A 19,720-nucleotide genomic window follows, 5' to 3' on the forward strand; every position below is an offset into this window, starting at 1 on the left:
CGCCCACACCCCACGTCCCCTATTCGGCCCTCGCACCTTAAAATCGCGCGGCGCATAAAATCAAGTTATGCCTCTTGCGCGCTCCAATCTGCGGCCCGATTCCCCGCCAGACTAACCGAATGGAGCGCAAAGACGAAAGCGCCTTTGCCATTTTCCAGCTTTTTTAGCCAACAACTGCAAAAGCTGTGTTGACTCCGGCTCCAACGAGGGAATAAATAATAGGACGTCATATAACGTCATAAGGATCTCATCATGAATGATCAAGTAAAAAATACCGGCCTTGATGAGGCTATTGCTGCGGTTGCAGCACGCGAGTCAGTCACGGAATTCTATTTTGTCGCATGTGGGGGATCCAACGCCCTTCTCATGCAGGGCCAGTACATCATGGACCGCGAGGCCAAAGGCGTCGCAGCCTATTCCTACAGCTCCGCTGAATTCCTTGCTCGTGCGCCTGTCCGTCTCGGCAAGAATTCCGTTGTTGTTACCTGCTCCCATTCGGGCAACACCCCAGAAACCATCGCTGCAACCCGCTATGCACGCGAAGCTGGTGCCCTGACCATCGCCTTCACCCACAAGCCGGAATCCGAGCTTGATGAAGCTGCTGAAAAGTCCATCTATTATGAATTCGATCCGCTGACCGTTGGTGAAAAGCACAACGCTCTGCTTCTGGTGCAGCTGGTTCTGGGCTCCCTGAAAGAGCTGGAAGGCAACACCAAGATCGATCAGGTCAAAGCCGCACTGCCAACGCTTCATGACAAGGCAGAAAAAGTCAAAGCTGCTCACGCAGACAATGCTAAAGCCTGGGCTGAATCCTACAAGCGCGAACCAGTCATCTACACGATGAGCTCCGGTTCCTGCTACTCCATTGCCTATTCCTTTGCTATCTGCCTTCTCCAGGAAATGCAGTGGGTTAACTCCGCAGCGATCCATTCTGGCGAATATTTCCACGGTCCTTTCGAAATCACCGATTTCGACACTCCGTTCATCGTTTTGAAAACCCTTGCCAATTCCCGCAAGATGGACGAACGCGCTCTGGCATTTGCCGAGAAATATTCCAAACGCCTGCTGGTTCTCGATGCTGAAGAATTCGGCGTTGAAGAGGTTGCCGGTGATGCAGCGGAATATCTGGTTCCAATCATGTTCACCGCCCTGCTGCGCACCTATGCCGTTGCACTCAGCGACTCCCGCGGTCATCCGCTGACCGTTCGTCGCTACATGTGGCGCATGGAATACTAATCTGTTTACGCAGGTGGCGGCCTTCGCCACCTGCTTTTCAATATAAAGATCATCAAGAATAATCGCGTCGGAACAGCAAGAATAATCGAGAGGCTGCGATATGACCCCTTCCCCAAACCGTGCAACCCTGCTTGGCATCGGAGATAATGTCGTCGACTTCTATCTCGACAGAAACGAATTTTTTCCCGGCGGGAATGCACTCAATGTCGCTGTTCTGGCCAAACGTTTCGGCCTTGATGATGCAGGCTATATCGGCATCGTCGGCAATGATGTGGAAGGTGGCCATGTTCTGGCTTCGCTCGCGGCAGAAAATGTCTGGTTTGAGCGCGTCAGACAGGCCTATGGGGAAAATGGCAAGGCCATCGTGCATCTTGACGAAAAGGGCGACCGCGTTTTCCTCAGATCCAACAAGGGTGGCATCCAGAAACGTTTGGGCCTGCGTATGGAAGAAGCCGATCTCGACGCCGTTGAACGCTATGGCCATGTACACAGCTCGCTTTTCAGCAACCTCGACCATGAGTTGCCAAACATCCGCGAAAGAGCTCAAAGCGTCTCCTTCGATTTCTCATGGCGCCATGAATTGGATTACGTCAAAAGCATCGCCCCCCATATCACGACAGCCTTCTTCTCTGGCTCGGCCCTCAATGATGGAGAGATCGACGATCTGATCGACACGGTTCACAAATTGGGCGTTTCCACCGTTGGCGTCACACGCGGCTCCGATGGAGCTTTCTGGATGGTTGATGGCAAACGTTACCGTCAGGGCATCAAGCCAACCAGAGTGATTGATACTCTTGGCGCGGGCGACTCTTTCATCGCGGGCTATATCTCCAGCACCCTGATGGGCAATGCAGTCGAAGAAGCCCTTGATCAGGCGGCCACCTTCGCTGCCAAAACCTGCACGGTGTTCGGCGCCTTTGGCCATCCCTACAAGGTCGAGGGCTAGAAGCCTCCGCTCGCTTTCCTTATTCGATGGTCACAGCGCCAAGACGCGCTTTATCCTCTTCCATTCCCAAGGCTGCATTGGCTCTTTTGAGCGCCAGAGCGGCCTGTTCTTTGGCAGCCTGCCGGAAAGCCACGCTCCCAGTTTGACCAAGAGCCTGAAGCGCCTTGCGTAAACGCAATTGTATTTCGATGTGGCTGGCCCCATCCCGCGCGATCTGCATGAAGGCATCCTCAAACAGATCTGTCTCTTCAATGGGCGGCACATAGATGTCCGGAAATTCCACATCCGTTACGGCCTCGCTCTGCTCATCTGACCAGAGGCCAAGCAACCGCGTCAGGCGCCCTATGATATCGATGGCGGTGCCGGAATCATTGATACCCGGCGAAAGCGCGCGTGTAGCGATTTCGCCAAGCACACAGAAGCCAAAGCGCGGATCCTGATCAAAGCTGCGCTCCTGCCCTATGGTGATTGCCTCTTCTAAGGCCTTGCCGACAGCTTCCATGGCCTTTTCATCCGCCTCCTCACCATCCGGATGCTCGGGCTCCAGCACAATGCGCGCCAACGGGGCATGATCGAAGATGAAATGGCCGGGAACAACACCAAGATAGACGCGCGCGCCAGCCTCTTTCACGCAATCATGCAAATGCTGCATGTCGATATGCTGCACATAGCCAGATTGATTGGAGCAGATAGTCTTGGCAGTTTCCGGCACGCGTTCTTCGCGTCTGAGCGGCTGGCCTCCTAGAAATGGCTGGGAAAGGCGCAACGATATCGCCTGACGTGTTGCCTGCTCAACCCGATCTGCCGCCTTTTCCACGCGCCCCAACTGGGTGAGATAATCAATCCATTTCAGCAAAGAGACAACGATCAGCGCGATAACAAGGATCGTCACCCCAAACAGCACGGCCCGTCCCTGCGGACCATAGGCCCCCGTCTTGAGCACAACAATGCCAACGATACTGAACAGGAAAGACCCGATAAAGGTCGACAGGACATTCTGAGACATATGATCCTGAATGAGCAATCGGGTCGCGCGCGGCGTCGCATTGCTCGTGGCGGAGCGATAGGCCGACGTCATGACACTGAGAGAGAATGTGGTGACCGTCAGCATGCTCGACGCAATGATGGTCAGAATGCTGTTCACCGCATCTGCACTGATATCAACACCCGGATTCCACGGCACAAGCGTTTCGGCCAATGTCGCCACTATGGCAGCGCCAATTCCCAGTAGGCCAATAAGCGCTGCGCGCACCCATAGCCGACGTGTCAATTGCAGCAAAAGCCACTGCCATTTTGTCATTCCCGTTCCTTTCCTCAACAAAACAGCATGAGCTGCCAGAGATCGGTCTATCAAATAAACGGACAAAGCCGGGCTTTGGTTCCCTTCCCCCTCACGCAAAGAAAGGGCCGCCTTCTCATGAAGACAGCCCTTTTCTCTTGAATGTGCCTATTTGGTCTTATCTTACGGCTCAAAATCAGCCAAGCGCAGTGCAATGCCTATTCATCAAAATAATGCAGGGTCGCAGGGTCAAAACCGAGCGTAAGTTGCTGATTGGGCGCAATGGCATGCTGGCCGAACAGGCGCACCGTCACCATATGCTCGCCAACCATCGCGATCACATTCGTATCCCCGCCAAGCTGTTCCACATGCTGCACCTTGGCCGAAAGCGGTCCATTCTCATCGAGATAGATATATTCCGGGCGCAAACCGATGACACGCGTGTCCCCGTCTTTCAGCAGGGAAGCTGGCAGGAAATTCATGGCTGGGGAGCCAAGGAACCCGGCCACGAACTTGTTCGCGGGCTTGTTGTAAAGCTCCATCGGGCTGCCCACCTGCTCCACGCGTCCATCGCGCAAGACCACAATCTTGTCCGCAAGCGTCATGGCTTCGGTCTGATCATGGGTCACATAGATCATGGTCGCATCGAGCTGCTTGTGCAGGCTTGCAATTTCCAGCCGCGTACTGACCCGCAAGGCGGCATCAAGGTTGGACAGCGGCTCATCGAGCAAGAACAGCTTTGGCTGCCGCACTACGGCCCGACCGATGGCCACGCGCTGACGCTGTCCGCCGGACAGCTCGGAAGGGAAGCGCTTGAGATAGTCATCAAGCTGCAGCATGCGGCTGGCTTCCTGCACGCGCTCGGCAATCTCGGCCTTACTGACCCCTTCCTGCTTCAAGGCCAACGACATATTGTTGGCCACATTGAGATGCGGATAAAGCGCGTAGGATTGAAACACCATGGCAATGCCGCGCTTGGAGGGCGGCACCGTATTGACCAGCTTGCCGTCGATATGCACCTCGCCCGCCGTAGCCTCCTCAAGGCCGGCAATCACACGCAACAAGGTGGATTTACCGCAGCCGGAAGGTCCGACAAAAACCACGAACTCCCCCTGCTCCACCTCGATGCTGATATCCTTGAGCACCTCGGTATCCCCAAAGGCCTTGTAAACATTTTTCAGAGTTAGCGCGCTCATTGCGTATTGTCCTCAAGAAGTACAGTCTTGCCGGTTCGGATGCTTTCATCAGCAGCAAGGCAAACGGCCAGCGACTGAACAGCGTCCTCCATATGGCGGGTCAAATCGATGTCTTCGCGTATGGCCTTCAGGATATAAGCCTGCTCGGCAGCACACAGCTCATTGTGCCCCGGCTCACCCGTCAGATCGATATGCTGATCCCCTTCTGGCCTATGCACCAGAATGCCACCGACCTTGGTGTGACCATCCACATCGGCACTCGCCCCCTTGTTGCCATCCACAATGGAGACAGCCCCATTCGGAGAAACAATGTCTTTGACGAAAAAGGCTGTCTCCGACATCATCGGCCCCCAGCCCGCCTCATACCAGCCAACCGAGCCGTCTGAGAAAGTCACCTGGAGCTGGCCATAATTATACATGTCCGGTCCGATTTCATCGGAGAGGCGCAGACCGATCCCGTTGACCTTGACCGGCTTGGCATCGGTGATCTGACACATCACATCCACATAATGCACCCCGCAATCCACGATCGGGCTGGTGGTCTGCATCAGAGCCTTGTGGGTTTCCCATTCATGGCCGCTTGATTGCTGATTGAGATTAAGCCGGAAGACATAAGGCCCGCCGAGATTGCGCGCTTCGGCAACAAAACGCACCCATGAGGGGTGATGGCGCAGGATATAGCCCACCACCAGCTTTTTGCCTGTCCGCTTGGCGGTCTCGACCACCCGTTTGGCGCCATCCACGGTCATGGACAGTGGCTTTTCGACAAACACATGGGCCCCGGCTTCCATGGCCGCGCAGGCGAAATCCACATGGGTATCGGTATAGGTTGCGATGACCACCAGATCGGGCTTGCTCGCGGCCAGAGCCTTGTAGAAGTCATCATTTACCGGATAGCTAGACAAGGGCCCTTCCGGCACTTCGCTTGTACGATTGACCAGCGCGACGATTTCAGAGTCTGGATGATTGTGATGGGCGAGCGCATGGGCGTAGCCCATGTTGCCCAACCCTGCAATAAGTGTCCGGATCATTTGACTGCCCCTGACGTGATGCCGCGGATCAATTGCCGCGAGAAAATGATATAGAGAATGAGAACCGGCAGAATCGCCATGGACAGAGCGGAGAGCACCGCATTCCAATCCGTGACAAACTGGCCGATAAAGACCTGGCTGCCCAGCGTCAGTGTTTTGGTTTCTTCCGCAGGCGCAAGGATGAGCGGGAACCACAGATCATTCCAGATCGGGATCATGTTGAACACCGCAACGGTCGCCATGGCTGGCCGCACCAGCGGCACGACGATACGGGCAAAAATGGTATATTCGCTAAGCCCGTCTACCCGTCCGGCATCTTTCAGATCATCAGACACCTGCCGCATGAATTCACTCAGGATGAACACCGCCAGCGGCAACCCTTGTGCCGTATAAACGAGGATCAGAGACCAGAGCGTATTGACCAGCCCCGTGGCAACCATCATTTCCAGAATGGCCACCGTGCCAATGCGGATTGGGATCATGATGCCAAGAGCCAGATAGAGCCCCATGATCATGTTACCCTTGAAGCGATATTCGCTAAGCGCAAAGGCCGCCATGGAGCCAAACAGCAGAATGAGAAACAGAGAGCCAACCGTGACGATCATCGAGTTCTGGAAATAGAGAAAGAAGTCCCCCTGCTTCATCACCGTTTCATAGCCGATCAGCGAAAAGCTGTCGCTATTGGGCATGGATAACGGCTCGCGAAAAATCGCCCGACGGGACTTGAAACTGTTGATCAGGATGACGAACACCGGAAACAGCGCAATCAGCGTGTAAATGATGAGCGCACCATGCATGGCGGCAGCGCTGACAGGATTGGATCGTGCCTTGTTCATGATGCCCTCCTAAAGCTGGTAGCGCCGCAGGCGCGTCTGGATGCCAAACAGATAGATGCACACCCCGACCAGAATGATCGCAAACATGGTCCCCGCCACGGCCGACCCCATATAGGGATCCCCCAGTTGAAGCTGGAACCCGAAGAAGGTGCGATAAAGGAAGGTGCCCAGAATGTCTGTCGAGAAATCAGGTCCGGCCAATGCCCCTTGGGCGGCGTAGATCAGGTCGAAGGCATTGAAGTTGCCCACGAAAGTGAGGATCGAGATGATGCCAATGGAAGGCAGGATCAGTGGCAACTTGATCTTCCAGAAAGCGTTGATGCCCGTAATGCCATCAATCTCCCCTGCTTCAAGAATTTCTTCAGGAATTGAGAGCAGCGCCGCATAGATCAGCATCATCGGAATACCAACAAACTGCCAGACAGAAATCAGCGATAGCGTTATCAGCGCATAGGCTTCCTTGCCAAGCCATGGAGCGAACAGGGATTTAAGCCCCACCGCATCCAGCATGGAAGGTGCAATGCCCCAGATCGGCGACAGGATCAGCTTCCAGGCAAACCCCACAATCACGAAGCTGAGGATCGTAGGAATAAAAATGGCCGAGCGATAAAGCGCAGCAAAGCGCAAACGCGGATGGCTGAGCAGCGCCGCCAGCGCGACCCCGATCGGGTTCTGCACCAGCATATGGATGAAGAAGAATTTGAAGTTGTTGCCCAGCGCATTCCAGAATTGCTCGGACCAACGCGGATCGCCGAACAGCATGTTGAAATTGTCCAGTCCGACAAAGGTGCGCACCTGATCGACATCGGTATAAAGGGCCAGGCGTAGGGTATTAAACAGCGGGAAAATCATAACCGCCGTATAAACAATAACCGCTGGTGCCAGAAAAATGACAATATGCCATCGGAAGCGGGAAGCTTGCATCACGATCTCCAGTAGCGAAAACCCGGTTTCCAGAACGCCGATACGGCAGCAGGCCATTGGCGCGAGGGCTCTGAAGGGTGTCGATGAGGGCACTCTCCCCAAAGGGGAAGAGAAGGCTCAGAGGCCGACTCATCGTCGAAGTCGGCCAGACAGAAATCTCTGCCTGACCGCATTTTCACAGTCGGGATGGATTATTTCTGGGGTTTATACCAGCTATCCAGACCATCCTGAAGTTTCTTGCCGAGCTCTTCTGGCGTAGCCGTTCCCTTGATGGCGGCAGCAGAAGCGCCCCATGTTTCGTTTTCAAGGTTTGGCGTGCCACGCGACAGGATCTGATAGGTGGAGCGAATGGTGGTTTCGCAATCACCGCGCCAGCTGACAAATTCTTCTGCAAGCGGATCGCTGATTTCAACCGGCGCACTGGAGAGCGGGAAGAAACCGGGAAGAGCGTTGCCGAAGATTTCCGCGAATTCCGGCGAAGCAACCCATGCAAGGAAAGTCTTTGCCGCTTCCGGATTTTCAGTCTTGGCGTTCATGCCAATGCCGATATCAACATGATCGGAGATATAGCAGGTGTCACTCTTGGCTTTGACAGGGGGCTTGAAGGCACCCATCTTGAAATCAGCCTGTTCGTTGAACATGGCAATTTCCCAAGAACCGGCAGGATAGATGGCAGCACGACCAAGGGTAAACAGGTTCTGGCTGTCCGGATAGGTCTGGGCTTCAAAGCCGTCGCCCAAATAAGGCGCCCATTTGTGGAGCACTTCATAAGGCTCGACCCACTGCGGGTCAGTCAGCTTCTGTTCGCCCTTGATCAGAGCCAGACGGCCTTCTTCACCTTTCCAGTAGGTTGGGCCGATATTCTGATAGCCCATGGTGGCAGCTTCCCACTGGTCGTTGGTGCCCATGGCCATTGGAATATAACTGCCGTCTTCCTTGATCTTGTCCAGAACAGCAAAGAATTCCTCTTCGGTTTCCGGAGCGGTAAGGCCAAGCTCGTCAAAGGCATCCTTGTTGTAGATGAAGCCATGAATAACAGATGCCATCGGCACACAGAAAGTATGCGCGGCGTCATCGGTCTGCCAGGCAGCCTTGGCAACATCGGAGAAGTTGCTCATGGCATCCATTGAGGTCAGATCTTCCAGATAGCCAGCCTTGTAAAGCGCAAGAGAGGCATCAAACGGACGGCAGCTGATCAGATCGCCAGCCGTGCCCGCACCGAGCTTGGAGTTGATGGCCGAGTTATATTCGGTCGGAGCCATTGGGGTGAATTTCAACTTGATGCCAGGATTGCTGGCTTCAAACGCAGGAATGATCTTGTCCTGCCAGAGTTTCAGATCGTCGTTCCGCCAGCTTTCGATGGTCAGGGTAACGTCTTCCGCATAAGCGGCGCTGCTGAGCAATGTTGCAGCCAGTATAGCAATTGGAGTGAACTTCATAACTAGGTTGAACCTCTCTGTTTAGGGTTGCCCGATCCTCGGTTATTCCGAATTGTTATTCTTGAATCTGGTCTGGTTTTGCGAGCCGCCCCAGAGCGCCTCGCAAGTTGCCTTTTGCCTTATCAAGCAGGGCTTGCGCCTCCTCGACGCAAAGATTGCCAGCCGCAATGAGACTGGCAAGTTTCACATTGCCGCTGGCAAGCGACATTGCATTTTCTGCCTGTTCGACGGGCACATCGGCAATGACTTGCACGATTTGGCTCGCCCGTTTCTTAAGCTTGAGATTATCCGCCTTGAGATTGACCATCATGCCATCATGCACATGACCCAACTGGATCGCCATCAAGGTGGATAGAGTATTCATGGCTATTTTCTGCGCTGTTGCGGCCCCCATGCGGGTCGATCCGGAGATCACCTCCGGGGCAGTCTGCAAGAGAATAGAGCAATCCCCTAGCGCGAGCAGCGGCGTATTCGGGTTATGGGCTATCGCAATAATGCGCGCCCCTTTTTGCTTCGCAATCCGAGCTGCTTCCAGCGTATAGGGAGTGGAACCACTGGCAGACACGGCCACAAGCGTGTCACTAGCCCCAATATCGGCAAGAGCAATGGACAGACTATCCGTCTCATCTTCGGTATCGCCAGGCATCTGGAAATTGGTCGGGATACCACCCGCCATAAGAACCCGCACCGCACCGGCTTCAATTCCGAATGTACCACCAAGTTCGAGAGCATCGGCCAGCATCATCAGGGCAGACGAGCCTGCAGCGGCATAAATCAGGGATCCACCGCTGGCGAGCGAAGCGGCCATATGATCCGCCCCAACGCAAAGATCAGGAAGCACATCAGCAACGACTGTCGCAGCCTCAACCTGGCTCTCAACGAGCAGAGCCGCAACCTCCAGCGGCGCCCGCGCATCCAGACCAACAGCATCGGCATGCAGCTTTTCAGTCATACTGACCACGGCCATCTCCCTGTTTTTTACATCTCAATATAATACCTATTAGGTACCAAATGTCTATCGCAAAATATGGCGCAATTTCATGCATTGTGGGCAAAAATTTTATGCATATGCAATTTTGGTATTGTTTTGGTCTTCCTTTAATTGCATCATTGCGGTATGAAATAAATAGACCAACGCGCAACCGGGGCTGACCTCATAATCAAAGCATACGCCCGGTCTGCCAGCGCTTGGGAAGACAGATCTGGCGAGGCATTCATAGCGACATGGGGACACCCCGAATGACTGTAGAAGACTTCCTTCGGCCCGGAGAGTGGCTCAGCAAAAAGACAGGACCGCTCTATGCTGTCCTGAGCCGCCGCATTGAAAAGGGCATTGAACAGGGGCTTCTGCTGCCGGGCCATTCGCTGCCTGCCGAGCGGGAAATCGCCGAGTTGGCCGAACTTTCCCGCGTTACCGTGCGCAAGGCCATTCAGGAGCTGGTGAAAAAGGGCGTCGTCGAGCAACGTCAGGGCTCCGGCTCCTTTGTGCGCGAACCAGCCAGCAAGGTGGAACAGTCGCTTTCCCATCTCACCTCCTTCACAGAGGACATGCTGGCGCGCGGCCTCAAAACATCCTCCAACTGGTTGGAGCGTGAAATTCGGCACCCTTCGCCGGATGAAATCCTGACCCTAGGCCTTTCCGCAAGCGGTCATGTTGCCTGCCTGCATCGCCTGCGTGAGGCCAATGGCCAGCCCATGGCGCTGGAACGGGCCGTTTTGCCCGTCGATATTCTACCCGATCCGGAAGAAGTCAAAAGCTCGCTCTATGACATTCTGGAGCGCAATGGCAATCGCCCCGTGCGCGCGGTTCAGAAGATCTCCGCAGTCAATCTGGAAGCCCCTCAGGCAGAGTTGCTCGGGGTCACCCCGGGCATCGCCGGGCTCAGCATCCAGCGCATTTCCTACCTGCAGAGCGGCAGAGCCATCGAATACACCAAATCTTTATACCGTGGCGACACCTATGATTTCGTCGCGGAAATGAGTTTTCCCAGATAAGCCCCAATCGGGTTTGCGATAAAAAGAAAGCTGTTTGTCATGACCAAAATGCGACAAGAAACCGAAGAGATTCCGGTAGCCGTCGCCCGGTTGCTCGAAACCGCACCTGAAACCATCGCCCCCATCGCCAAGGCCTTCAAGACCTTTGACCCTCGGGTCGTCGTCACCATCGCCCGTGGGTCTTCAGACCATGCTGCCTATTTCCTCAAATATGCCATCGAACTGGTGCTCGGCCTGCCCGTCGCCTCGCAAGGTCCTTCCATCGCCTCCATCTATGGCGCTCCGATGAAAATGGGAGGAGCAGCGACGATTGCCATTTCCCAGTCCGGTGCCAGCTCCGACATTGTTGCCATGGCCGAAACAGCGCGCAAGGGAGGAGCCCTCACCGCCGCCCTGGTCAACACCCTTCCCTCGCCGCTCTCGCAGGCCTGTGAGCATGCATTAGACATCAGGGCTGGCACGGAATATGCCGTTGCAGCGACCAAATCCTACGTCAACTCGATTGTCGCCGGCCTCGCCCTCATCGCTTATTGGGCTGAAGACGACGCCTTGAAAACAGCGCTTGAGCGTCTGCCCGAACAACTCGAAAAGGCCGAAAGCCTCGACTGGTCTCATATGTTGGAACCTGTGGCAAAGGCCCAGTCGCTATATATGCTCGGGCGCGGCCCGACTATGGCGATCGCGGCCGAAGCCGCCCTCAAATGCAAGGAAACCAGCGAGCTGCATGCTGAAGCCTATTCCTCGGCTGAAATGCTGCACGGACCGGTGTCGCTGGTGGATCGGGACTTCCCCGTCATTGCCTTTGCCGCACGCGACGCCGCTGAAAGCTCTATCGTTGACATCGTCAAGGGCGTTGTTGCCAAGAACCCGCATTGCTATATTTCATCCGACCAATCAGCCGATGCCATCCAGCTGCCCTTTGTCGCCACGGGTCATCCGCTGACCGATGCGCTGGCCCTGATCGTGCCATTCTATCGCTTCGTGGAGCAGCTCTCTCTCAAGCGCGGACTGGACCCGGACAATCCGGCTGCGCTCAAGAAAGTGACGGTGACGCGATGACCAAGCCGACAGCCTTTTGCGCCGACCGCATTTTCGATGGCAATCGCTTCACGGGAAAAGCGGCATTGCTTGTTGATGGAGACACGGTTACAGGCATCGTGAAGCAGGATTCAATCCCCTCCCATTATGCGCAGCACGCCAACAAGGCACCAATGATCGTGCCGGGTTTTGTCGATTTGCAGGTCAATGGCGGCGGTGGCGCTCTGCTCAACGAGACACCCACGCAAGAGGGCATCGCAACCATTTGTGAGGCACACGCTCGCTTTGGCACCACGGCCTTGATGCCAACGCTCATCACCGACGGGCCAGACGTGCGCGACCGGGCGCTGGAGGCAGGCAAACAGGCAGCAAAAGCAAAGACCGCCGGTTTCCTCGGCCTTCATCTGGAAGGCCCACATCTATCCGTGCCACGCAAAGGCGTGCATGTGGCCGATTTCATCCGCCCGATGGAAGAGCAGGATCTCTCCGTTCTCCTTGCCGCGCAAGGCACTTTCGGCAAGAGCATGATCACCATCGCACCGGAAAATGTCACCATTGATCAGGTCAAAGCCCTAGTGGAGGCGGGTTGGCATGTCAGCCTCGGACACACCGATTGCGATGCCGAAACCGCCTTTGCCTATTTTGAGGCAGGGGCCAGCATGGCAACCCACCTCTTCAACGCCATGAGCCAGATGCGCAACCGCGAGCCCGGTCTGGTGGGCGCTGTACTGACCACCGACAAGGCCTATTGCGGCATGATCGCCGATGGCTACCATATCGCCAACGCCAACATGCGCGTTGCCCTTCATGCCAAACAGGGGCCGGGACGCATTTTCTTTGTTACCGACGCCATGTCACCCACGGGCACAGACGTAACGGAATTCATCCTTAGCGGCCGCCAGACCTTCCGCCGCGACGGGCGTCTCGCCCTTGCTGATGGCACGCTGGCTGGCGCCGATATCGACATGATCTCCATGGTCCGCAAAGCGCTCGCAACGCTACCACTATCACTGGAAGAAGCCCTGAAGATGGCCTCACGCTATCCGAGCGAAGCCATTGGAGCGCAGAGCAAGGGCAGGCTCAAACCCGGCTCTGATGCTGATTTCCTCCTGCTGGATGAAACGCTTTGCTTGCAATCCACATGGATCGGCGGCACCTGCGCCCATAGCAACAATAATAACAACTAGGGGCCTGCTGAATGATCGTATGCTTTGATATTGGCGGCTCCACAATCAAGGGTGCTCTGGTGGACGATCCTCAAAAGATCAGCCCCGAGCCGCGCATTCCAACGCCGGGCACTGATTTCGAGGCCTTTGTCTCGGCACTACTGAGCGTCATTGATAGGGCAAAAAAGCCACCGCAGCGGGTTTCCATTTCCATTGCCGGTTTCCAGAATCCGAAAACCGGCCTTGGCATAGTTGCCAACATCCCTTGCCTGCATGGTCGCCCGATTGCCGCTGATCTGGAAAAGGCCCTTGGCCTTCCGGTGACTATAGCCAATGACGCCGACTGCTTTGCCATTGCGGAAGCCGAATTCGGTGCAGGCGCTGGCCATCGCGTGGTCTTCGGCGTTATTCTTGGCACGGGCGTTGGCGGTGGCCTCGTCATTGACGGGCAATTGATCAACAAAAACGGCGGTTATGCTGGCGAATGGGGTCACGGACCTGTTGCCGCCACCATGGCAGGCTCACCACCAGCAACCCTACCCCGCTTCGCCTGTGGTTGCGGACTGGAAGGCTGCATCGACGCCACATGCGGCGCCCGTGGCCTTGAAAAGATCCATCGCCACATCCATGGTATCGATGCCACCTCGGAAGAAATCCTGAAAAGCTGGCACGATCGCGCACCTGCGGCCTGCCGGACCATCGATATCTATCTCGATATTCTCTCCGCTCCTCTGGCCTTGATCATCAATACCGTCGGAGCGTCGGTCGTCCCTGTGGGCGGCGGCCTTTCCAACGAGCCGAAACTGATCACCGCCATCGACCGGGCGGTCAGAAGCCGGATGCTGGTTGACCCGGAGACCCCGTTGGTTGTTCCTGCCCAAAACAAGGTGGAACCGGGCCTCATCGGTGCGGCCATTCTGGGCATGAGGCAAAGCACATAACCCCATTTTGCAACAGATGAACGGAGGCACTCCGCAATGACTTCCAGCAAGCACGACGGCAAAGGCTCAACACTGCTGGAAATCTGCGTGGACAATAGGGACGGCCTTCAAACCGCGATCAGCTCGGGCGCCGACCGCATCGAACTTTGCTCTTCCCTTGCCTCCGGCGGACTCACTCCATCCATCGGCTTCATGGCCCTCGCGGCAAAAACAAGCCCGCTTCCAGTTCATGCTCTCATTCGCCCGCGCAGCGGTGACTTCTGTTTCAATGCGCAGGATATCGCCATCATGGCGCATGATATCGTGGCGGCGAGAAGCGCAGGCCTTGCCGGTGTTGTTATCGGGGCCTCAAAAGAGGATGGGCGACTGGACCTCGGTACGCTTGAAACCCTGATCAAGGCAGCAGGGCCATTGGACATCACCTTGCACCGCGCTTTTGACATGGTGTCGGATTTTACCGAAGCACTGGATCAGGCGGCCAGCCTTGGCATCAAGCGCATTCTCACCTCGGGCGGGGCCGCTTCGGCCCCTGAGGCAATCGATCACTTGCAAGAGTTGATCCGGCAAGGCGGCGATACCATAACCATCATGCCCGGCGGCGGTATCAACGCTGACACAGTCCAGCCATTCATCAAGATGGGCGCCAGAGAAATCCACGCCTCCTGCTCAAGCCCGCAAGGCCCGACGGGCAAGGTTGCAGACCTTGGCTTCTCTCTGCCCTCCGAGCGGCAAACCGATCCTGACAAGATCAGAGCGCTAAAAACCGGTCTCCTTGCTGTATAAAAAAGCGCGAGACAGGAGCCTGCCTCGCGCTTTGATTTTCAAGTCAAGGCTGGCCTGACGCTATCAGCCCATGAAGGAGGTGATGAGCTTGTCCCACTGGGGCAGATCATCTACCAGCTGATCCCAGAAAGCCTGATCCCGACGGCTGTCAAAATCTTTCAGCTCAACGCCCTGCTGCTCGACCCAGGTGTAGTAACCCAGATTGAAGATGCGCTCGCGATCAATGCGGGTAAGCTCTGACACATGATCCACCGAAGCACCGATGATCTGTGCGCCGAAGGCCTGCGCTGCAACGGTCTTGTCGAAGCGATTGCCGAAATATTTCTGCAAGGCTTTCGGCTGCTCGGTGCTATACATATCAGCCCCGTCGGTCGCGATTGTCATGATGACATCATCGGCCCCCAGCTTCTGATATTTGGCCAGCTTGATGGCGCCAAGCACGTTGGCAATGGAAGACAGTCCCAACGCGGACAGTTGTTCGATCAGCTCCGGCTCAACGCCACGATAGTCTTTCAGATAATCCTGCCCGTCCGGACGGTTGAACACCAGATTGAGCATGTCCGACCCGGCTTCGGAAAGACCGATGACATAGTCGGAATTCATCACATTATGGATGAGCGGCACATGCTTGTCGCCGATGCCCTGAATATTATGGTCACCATAGCCATTATAAAGCAGGGTTGGGCATTCAAGCGCTTCGACCACGGCGATGTCAGCACCATAATGCTGCTTGAGGTGATCCCCGGCGGCCAGCGTCCCCGAAGAGCCGGAGGCTGAAACGAAACCAGCCATATTGAGTGTGCCGTCCCCGTTGAGAGCATCGAAAATACGCCCCAGAGCCGCACCGGTTACCGCGCGATGCGCTGCATAGTTGGCAAATTCGGCAAACTGGTTGAGGATCACATTGTCAGGATCCTGACTGAGCTGGTTGCAGGCGTCATAGATCTCCTTGACGTTGCTCTCGCAGCCCGGTGTGCGGATGATGTCGTCATTGCTGAGCGTCCAGCTTTCCAGCCAGTTGAAGCGCTCCTGACTCATCCCCTCGGGCAGAACAGCCACCCCGTGGCATTCCAGAATACGCGAAATGGCGACCCCGCCGCGGCAATAGTTGCCCGTGGAAGGCCATACGGCACGCTGGGAATAGGGGTCGAAATTGCCCGACACCAATCGCTGCACGAGGCACGCATAGGCGGGCAACACCTTATGTGCCTTGATCATGGGGAAGCGGTTGCCAAGGGCGATGACGATCTTGGCATCAACGCCTGTCAGTTCCTTGGGCAGCACAATGTGATCAGGCACATCGACCAGTCCCTTGCGCTCGGCATCATTGTGCCAATGAACGCGGAACAGGTTGCGTGAATCCGCTGCATCGGGATCAACGCTCTTCAGATCCGCCGCCATATCTCCCAGATGCGCAACCGGGTCTATCAGCTCGGCAAACAGTGGCAGGCGAATATCGTATCGGCGAAAAGACTCAGCAACCTTCTTGAGGGCTTTCTCGTCGGCGATTTCAGGTTTGAACACAAATGTCATGATTTTTTCGGTTCGGTAATCGGGGTGTAGTTTTCGGGTTCACGGTAACGCTGGAAATTGAACACGTTCTTGCGGATCTCGTCGCAGCGATCCAGATCAGCTTCAAAGAAGACGAGCTCGTCTTCCAGCGTCTTGGCCTGCGCCACGATCTGGCCGGTCGGATCGATGATGCAGGAGCCACCGATCAAATCGCAGCCTTCTTCCTTGCCAGCTTTGGCCACGCCGACGATCCACATGCCGTTCTGATAGGCCCCCGCCTGCATGACGAGTTCATTATGGAAGTCCTGCAGATGATCATGTTCAGGCGCTTGCGGATAATGCACCGGGGTGTTGTAGCCGATCATCACCAGCTCCGCATCGCGCAGGCCCAGCACGCGATAGGTTTCTGGCCAGCGACGGTCATTGCAGATGCACATGCCCATCTTGCCACCAAAGGCATCAAAGGTCTGGAAGCCCAGATCGCCGCTTTCAAAATAACGCCGTTCCAGATGCTGGAAAGGACGCCAATCTTCATATTCACTATGACCGGGCAGATGGACCTTGCGATATTTCCCGACAATCTCACCGGTCTTGTCGACGATGATGGTGGTGTTGAAATGGCGCGTGGTGTCGCCTTCCTTGACCAGTTCTGCATAGCCGAGATAGAAGCCCATCTGGTATTTCTTGGCAGCATCAAACAGCGACTGGGTTTCAGCGCTTGGCATCTCCGTTTCGAAGAAGGAATCGATATCGGCCTGATCTTCAAAATACCAGCGCGGGAAGAAGGTGGTCAGCGCCAGCTCCGGGAAAGCGATCAGCTCAACGCCCAGCGCATGCGCCTCTTCCATCAGCTTGAGGCAACGGGCAACAACTTCCGTACGCGTTTCTTCACGCGCGATAGGCCCAAGCTGGGCCGCAGCAATTTTCAATGGACGGGACATAGCCTTATCCTTATTTTTCTTCAGCTTTAGTCAATGCAGCTTGCAGCAGCACGTTGGCGCCTGCCTGCAGCTCTTCGGGGGCGGTGTATTCTTCAATATTGTGGCTGATGCCACCCTTTGAGGGCACGAAGACCATTGCGGTTGGACAGTTGGGTGCAAACATCTGAGCATCATGACCGGCGCCAGAAGGCATCCGGCGCACGGCATAGCCCTGCTCTTTGGCCGTACCAGCAATTAGATCAACCATGGAGCTATCAAACATCACCGGCTCGAAGCGAGCGAGTTTGCGCGCGATATAGCTCACGCCTTCAGCCTTGCAGATGGCTTCGATTTCAGCGGCCAGCATGCTTTCGGCTTGCTGCAGCTTGACTTCATCGATATTGCGCAGATCCACTGTCATGCGAGCCTTGCGCGCGATCACATTGACCAGATTGGGGTCAAGCTCATTGACACCAACAGTCGCGACCTGGCTATCGCCAATTGCGCCAGCCACCTTGCGGGCGGCAACAGCAACTGCCGCGGCAGCAAACCCGGCGTCGTGGCGCAAACGCATCGGCGTTGTGCCGGCATGGTTGGATTCACCCTCGATGACATATTCGGTCCAAGAAATACCCTGAACACCGGTGACAGCCCCGATGAGATCGCCTTCCTCTTCCAGAACTGGCCCCTGCTCCACATGGATTTCAAAGAAGCAATAAGGATCGATATGGCCCGGATCGGTTTCACCGGCATAGCCAATGCGCGCCAGTTCCTCGCCAACAACAAAGCCCTCCGCATCCTTGATAGCCAAGGCTTCATCGAGCGGCAAAGAGCCGCGATCCACCGCGCTGCCCATCATATCAGGCGCAAAGCGCGAGCCTTCCTCGTTGGTGAAGGCAGCAACCACAATCGGACGCAGCGGCACATAGCCACTATCCTTGAGCACAGAAACCACTTCCAGCCCGGCCAGCACACCAAGGTTGCCGTCATAAAGACCACCGGTGGCCACCGTATCGATATGGGAACCAATCATGACCGGCGGCAGATCTTCACGACCGGGCAAAACGCCCTTGAGGTTCCCGACCTTGTCGACGGTAACTGTAAGCCCCAGCTCTTTCATCCAGCCGACAACCCGGTCGCGGCCGAGTTTGTCCGTGTCGCTGAGCGCCAACCGACACACGCCGCCGCCCTCAAGTGCGCCATCTTGCCCCAAAGCCATAAGGCGCCCGAGCAAGCGGTCGATATCGATCCGCAGATTGCTGAAAGTCGGGTGTGTCATTGTTCAAGTACCTCACTTGCTGATTTGCCAACAATTGTCTTGTAGGCTTCCGGATCCGTGTCCCCTTCGCTGTTGACTACGAAGATGCGGCTATCAGGTCCGAGCCCCATTTGTTTGCGTAACGCATCGTCCTGCGCGGCGGCAACAAGGCCAGCCAGACCGGAGATGCCCGTTTCACCAGCCACAACGGGGCGATCATCACCACCGCGTTCGGCCAGATAACGCATCATCACCGGCACGGCGCCATCATTGAGCGTCACCATGAAATCGGCGCCGGTCTTGAGCACTGGCCAGGCAATGAGCGATACCTCACCGCAGGAAAGTCCGGCCATGGCCGAGTCGATATCACCGGTTACGGGCACCGGCTTACCTGCAACAAGACTCTCATACCAACAGGCGCATTGTTCCGGCTCCACCAGCGTGGTCACCGGACGCTTGTCGCCATAAGCCTGCCAGAAACGGGCCGCGCTGGCCGATGCCATGCCGCCAACACCAGCCTGCAGAAAAATATGCGTGACGGGTGGCTCATCCTTGAGCTGTTCCAGCGCCTCATCAACCATCATCATATAGCCTTGAGTTACATCACGCGGCGCCGTCACCGTCTCGCCATCCGATGTATCGGGAATAACGAACCAGCCTTGTTCCTTGGCCGTCACGCCAGCCAGACGCACGGCATCATCAAACGAGCCATCCACTTCGCGGATCTCCGCCCCATAGGCGGCAATGGCATCCTTGCGCTGCTGGGTGACCGATGAGCAGACAAAAATCACACAACGACAACCAAACATCTGCGCCCCCCAAGCCACCGAGCGGCCGTGATTGCCATCTGTCGCGGCGGTAACCGTCAGCCCTGCAACCCGCGCCTTCATGTCTGGAGAAGTAAGATCGGGAGCCACCTCGCCCGCTTCTTCGGTCAGATGGCGGCTCAAGGCACGACTGACGGCAAAGGCACCTCCCAAAGGCTTGAAGCTGCCCAACCCGAAGCGGACGGATTCATCCTTGAAATAGATTTTGCCAACATTGAGCTCTGAGGCCAGATCGGACAGTTCGCGGATTGGCGACGGCGAATAGCCCGGCCAGCAGCCAATCGTGCGGCGTGCGATATCCATGCCATCCTTTTCGAAAGGAAGAGAAGGAAGCGTCCGGGACGCAAGAGGATTCCGCGCCGCTCGTTCAAGAGAAATCTTCATCATTGTCTT

The 19,720-nt window shown here is 56.0% G+C and carries 18 protein-coding genes; 7 read left to right on the forward strand and 11 right to left on the reverse strand.

Features of this window, described 5'->3' with window-relative positions; genetic code table 11:
• The first annotated feature begins 252 nt into the window (after positions 1-252).
• Positions 253-1,236 (forward strand): SIS domain-containing protein, encoded by a 984-nt coding sequence (locus tag BM258_RS21090; RefSeq protein ID WP_090075219.1) that lies wholly within the window; start codon positions 253-255, stop codon positions 1,234-1,236.
• A 100-nt stretch (positions 1,237-1,336) separates the two neighbouring features.
• On the forward strand, positions 1,337-2,182 hold the full coding sequence (locus BM258_RS21095) for a PfkB family carbohydrate kinase (protein ID WP_090075220.1): 846 nt from the start codon (positions 1,337-1,339) through the stop codon (positions 2,180-2,182).
• A 19-nt stretch (positions 2,183-2,201) separates the two neighbouring features.
• On the opposite strand, the gene BM258_RS21100 is transcribed toward BM258_RS21095, so the two are convergent.
• The 7 genes from BM258_RS21100 to BM258_RS21130 form a co-directional block, all read right to left on the reverse strand.
• Positions 2,202-3,482, reverse strand: coding sequence for a DUF2254 domain-containing protein (locus BM258_RS21100; RefSeq protein ID WP_090075221.1), 1,281 nt, complete (start codon positions 3,480-3,482; stop codon positions 2,202-2,204).
• 197 nt (positions 3,483-3,679) lie between these two features.
• Positions 3,680-4,657 (reverse strand): ABC transporter ATP-binding protein, encoded by a 978-nt coding sequence (locus BM258_RS21105; protein WP_090075222.1) that lies wholly within the window; start codon positions 4,655-4,657, stop codon positions 3,680-3,682.
• On the reverse strand, positions 4,654-5,688 hold the full coding sequence (locus BM258_RS21110; RefSeq protein ID WP_175528194.1) for a Gfo/Idh/MocA family protein: 1,035 nt from the start codon (positions 5,686-5,688) through the stop codon (positions 4,654-4,656). Before BM258_RS21110 ends, BM258_RS21105 begins: the two co-directional genes overlap by 4 nt.
• Entirely contained in the window at positions 5,685-6,524 is an 840-nt protein-coding gene (locus tag BM258_RS21115) for a carbohydrate ABC transporter permease (protein ID WP_090075223.1), read from the reverse strand. Before BM258_RS21115 ends, BM258_RS21110 begins: the two co-directional genes overlap by 4 nt.
• 9 nt (positions 6,525-6,533) lie before the next feature.
• Positions 6,534-7,448 (reverse strand): carbohydrate ABC transporter permease, encoded by a 915-nt coding sequence (locus BM258_RS21120; RefSeq protein WP_090075278.1) that lies wholly within the window; start codon positions 7,446-7,448, stop codon positions 6,534-6,536.
• Between the two features lie 191 nt (positions 7,449-7,639).
• Positions 7,640-8,887, reverse strand: a complete 1,248-nt coding sequence (locus BM258_RS21125) for an ABC transporter substrate-binding protein (RefSeq protein ID WP_090075224.1) — start codon at positions 8,885-8,887, stop codon at positions 7,640-7,642.
• 55 nt (positions 8,888-8,942) lie between these two features.
• The gene (locus tag BM258_RS21130) at positions 8,943-9,839 is read right to left on the reverse strand and encodes an N-acetylmuramic acid 6-phosphate etherase (RefSeq protein ID WP_090075279.1); all 897 of its coding nucleotides are present in this window, start codon (positions 9,837-9,839) and stop codon (positions 8,943-8,945) included.
• Positions 9,840-10,126: 287 nt separating this feature from the next.
• Here BM258_RS21130 and BM258_RS21135 point away from each other — a divergent pair, with 287 nt between their 5' ends.
• From BM258_RS21135 to BM258_RS21155, 5 genes are read left to right on the forward strand one after another with little or no spacing between them, the layout of a single operon-like run.
• Complete coding sequence (locus BM258_RS21135; RefSeq protein WP_090075225.1) at positions 10,127-10,882, forward strand: GntR family transcriptional regulator; 756 nt, start codon at positions 10,127-10,129, stop codon at positions 10,880-10,882.
• Between the two features lie 39 nt (positions 10,883-10,921).
• Complete coding sequence (locus BM258_RS21140) at positions 10,922-11,941, forward strand: SIS domain-containing protein (RefSeq protein ID WP_090075226.1); 1,020 nt, start codon at positions 10,922-10,924, stop codon at positions 11,939-11,941.
• Positions 11,938-13,107: an N-acetylglucosamine-6-phosphate deacetylase gene (gene nagA / locus BM258_RS21145; RefSeq protein ID WP_090075227.1), complete on the forward strand. Its 1,170-nt coding sequence runs from the start codon at positions 11,938-11,940 to the stop codon at positions 13,105-13,107. The genes BM258_RS21140 and nagA overlap by 4 nt, the downstream gene beginning before the upstream one ends.
• An 11-nt stretch (positions 13,108-13,118) precedes the next feature.
• On the forward strand, positions 13,119-14,027 hold the full coding sequence (locus BM258_RS21150) for an ROK family protein (protein WP_090075228.1): 909 nt from the start codon (positions 13,119-13,121) through the stop codon (positions 14,025-14,027).
• A 36-nt stretch (positions 14,028-14,063) separates the two neighbouring features.
• Positions 14,064-14,810, forward strand: a complete 747-nt coding sequence (locus BM258_RS21155; protein WP_090075229.1) for a copper homeostasis protein CutC — start codon at positions 14,064-14,066, stop codon at positions 14,808-14,810.
• 63 nt (positions 14,811-14,873) lie between these two features.
• Here BM258_RS21155 and BM258_RS21160 read toward each other — a convergent pair whose 3' ends face one another.
• The 4 genes from BM258_RS21160 to BM258_RS21175 are packed head-to-tail and all read right to left on the reverse strand — an operon-like array spanning position 14,874 to position 19,714.
• Positions 14,874-16,343, reverse strand: coding sequence for a pyridoxal-5'-phosphate-dependent protein subunit beta (locus tag BM258_RS21160; protein WP_090075230.1), 1,470 nt, complete (start codon positions 16,341-16,343; stop codon positions 14,874-14,876).
• Positions 16,340-17,263 carry an N-carbamoyl-D-amino-acid hydrolase gene (locus BM258_RS21165; RefSeq protein WP_090075231.1) on the reverse strand — a complete coding sequence of 308 codons (924 nt, stop codon included), beginning with the start codon at positions 17,261-17,263 and terminating at the stop codon, positions 16,340-16,342. The genes BM258_RS21160 and BM258_RS21165 overlap by 4 nt, the downstream gene beginning before the upstream one ends.
• A gap of 10 nt (positions 17,264-17,273) precedes the next feature.
• Positions 17,274-18,521 carry a M20 family metallo-hydrolase gene (locus BM258_RS21170; RefSeq protein ID WP_090075232.1) on the reverse strand — a complete coding sequence of 416 codons (1,248 nt, stop codon included), beginning with the start codon at positions 18,519-18,521 and terminating at the stop codon, positions 17,274-17,276.
• Entirely contained in the window at positions 18,518-19,714 is a 1,197-nt protein-coding gene (locus BM258_RS21175) for a diaminopropionate ammonia-lyase (RefSeq protein ID WP_090075233.1), read from the reverse strand. Before BM258_RS21175 ends, BM258_RS21170 begins: the two co-directional genes overlap by 4 nt.
• Positions 19,715-19,720: the final 6 nt, after the last annotated feature.

The sequence above is a fragment of the Cohaesibacter marisflavi genome (assembly GCF_900115225.1).
In the GTDB taxonomy this organism is placed as follows: Bacteria; Pseudomonadota; Alphaproteobacteria; order Rhizobiales; family Cohaesibacteraceae; genus Cohaesibacter; species Cohaesibacter marisflavi.

Bases quoted from the DNA above. Each gene is read 5' to 3' on its own strand.
- BM258_RS21170 (WP_090075232.1), bottom strand. From the start codon at position 18,521: ATGACACACCCGACTTTCAGCAATCTGCGGATCGATATCGACCGCTTG.
- BM258_RS21105 (WP_090075222.1), bottom strand. From the start codon at position 4,657: ATGAGCGCGCTAACTCTGAAAAATGTTTACAAGGCCTTTGGGGATACC.
- BM258_RS21160 (WP_090075230.1), bottom strand. From the start codon at position 16,343: ATGACATTTGTGTTCAAACCTGAAATCGCCGACGAGAAAGCCCTCAAG.
- BM258_RS21175 (WP_090075233.1), bottom strand. From the start codon at position 19,714: ATGATGAAGATTTCTCTTGAACGAGCGGCGCGGAATCCTCTTGCGTCC.
- BM258_RS21110 (WP_175528194.1), bottom strand. From the start codon at position 5,688: ATGATCCGGACACTTATTGCAGGGTTGGGCAACATGGGCTACGCCCAT.
- BM258_RS21140 (WP_090075226.1), top strand. From the start codon at position 10,922: ATGACCAAAATGCGACAAGAAACCGAAGAGATTCCGGTAGCCGTCGCC.
- BM258_RS21155 (WP_090075229.1), top strand. From the start codon at position 14,064: ATGACTTCCAGCAAGCACGACGGCAAAGGCTCAACACTGCTGGAAATC.
- BM258_RS21090 (WP_090075219.1), top strand. From the start codon at position 253: ATGAATGATCAAGTAAAAAATACCGGCCTTGATGAGGCTATTGCTGCG.
- BM258_RS21135 (WP_090075225.1), top strand. From the start codon at position 10,127: ATGACTGTAGAAGACTTCCTTCGGCCCGGAGAGTGGCTCAGCAAAAAG.
- BM258_RS21150 (WP_090075228.1), top strand. From the start codon at position 13,119: ATGATCGTATGCTTTGATATTGGCGGCTCCACAATCAAGGGTGCTCTG.
- BM258_RS21120 (WP_090075278.1), bottom strand. From the start codon at position 7,448: ATGCAAGCTTCCCGCTTCCGATGGCATATTGTCATTTTTCTGGCACCA.
- BM258_RS21115 (WP_090075223.1), bottom strand. From the start codon at position 6,524: ATGAACAAGGCACGATCCAATCCTGTCAGCGCTGCCGCCATGCATGGT.
- BM258_RS21130 (WP_090075279.1), bottom strand. From the start codon at position 9,839: ATGACTGAAAAGCTGCATGCCGATGCTGTTGGTCTGGATGCGCGGGCG.
- BM258_RS21125 (WP_090075224.1), bottom strand. From the start codon at position 8,887: ATGAAGTTCACTCCAATTGCTATACTGGCTGCAACATTGCTCAGCAGC.
- nagA (WP_090075227.1), top strand. From the start codon at position 11,938: ATGACCAAGCCGACAGCCTTTTGCGCCGACCGCATTTTCGATGGCAAT.
- BM258_RS21095 (WP_090075220.1), top strand. From the start codon at position 1,337: ATGACCCCTTCCCCAAACCGTGCAACCCTGCTTGGCATCGGAGATAAT.
- BM258_RS21100 (WP_090075221.1), bottom strand. From the start codon at position 3,482: ATGACAAAATGGCAGTGGCTTTTGCTGCAATTGACACGTCGGCTATGG.
- BM258_RS21165 (WP_090075231.1), bottom strand. From the start codon at position 17,263: ATGTCCCGTCCATTGAAAATTGCTGCGGCCCAGCTTGGGCCTATCGCG.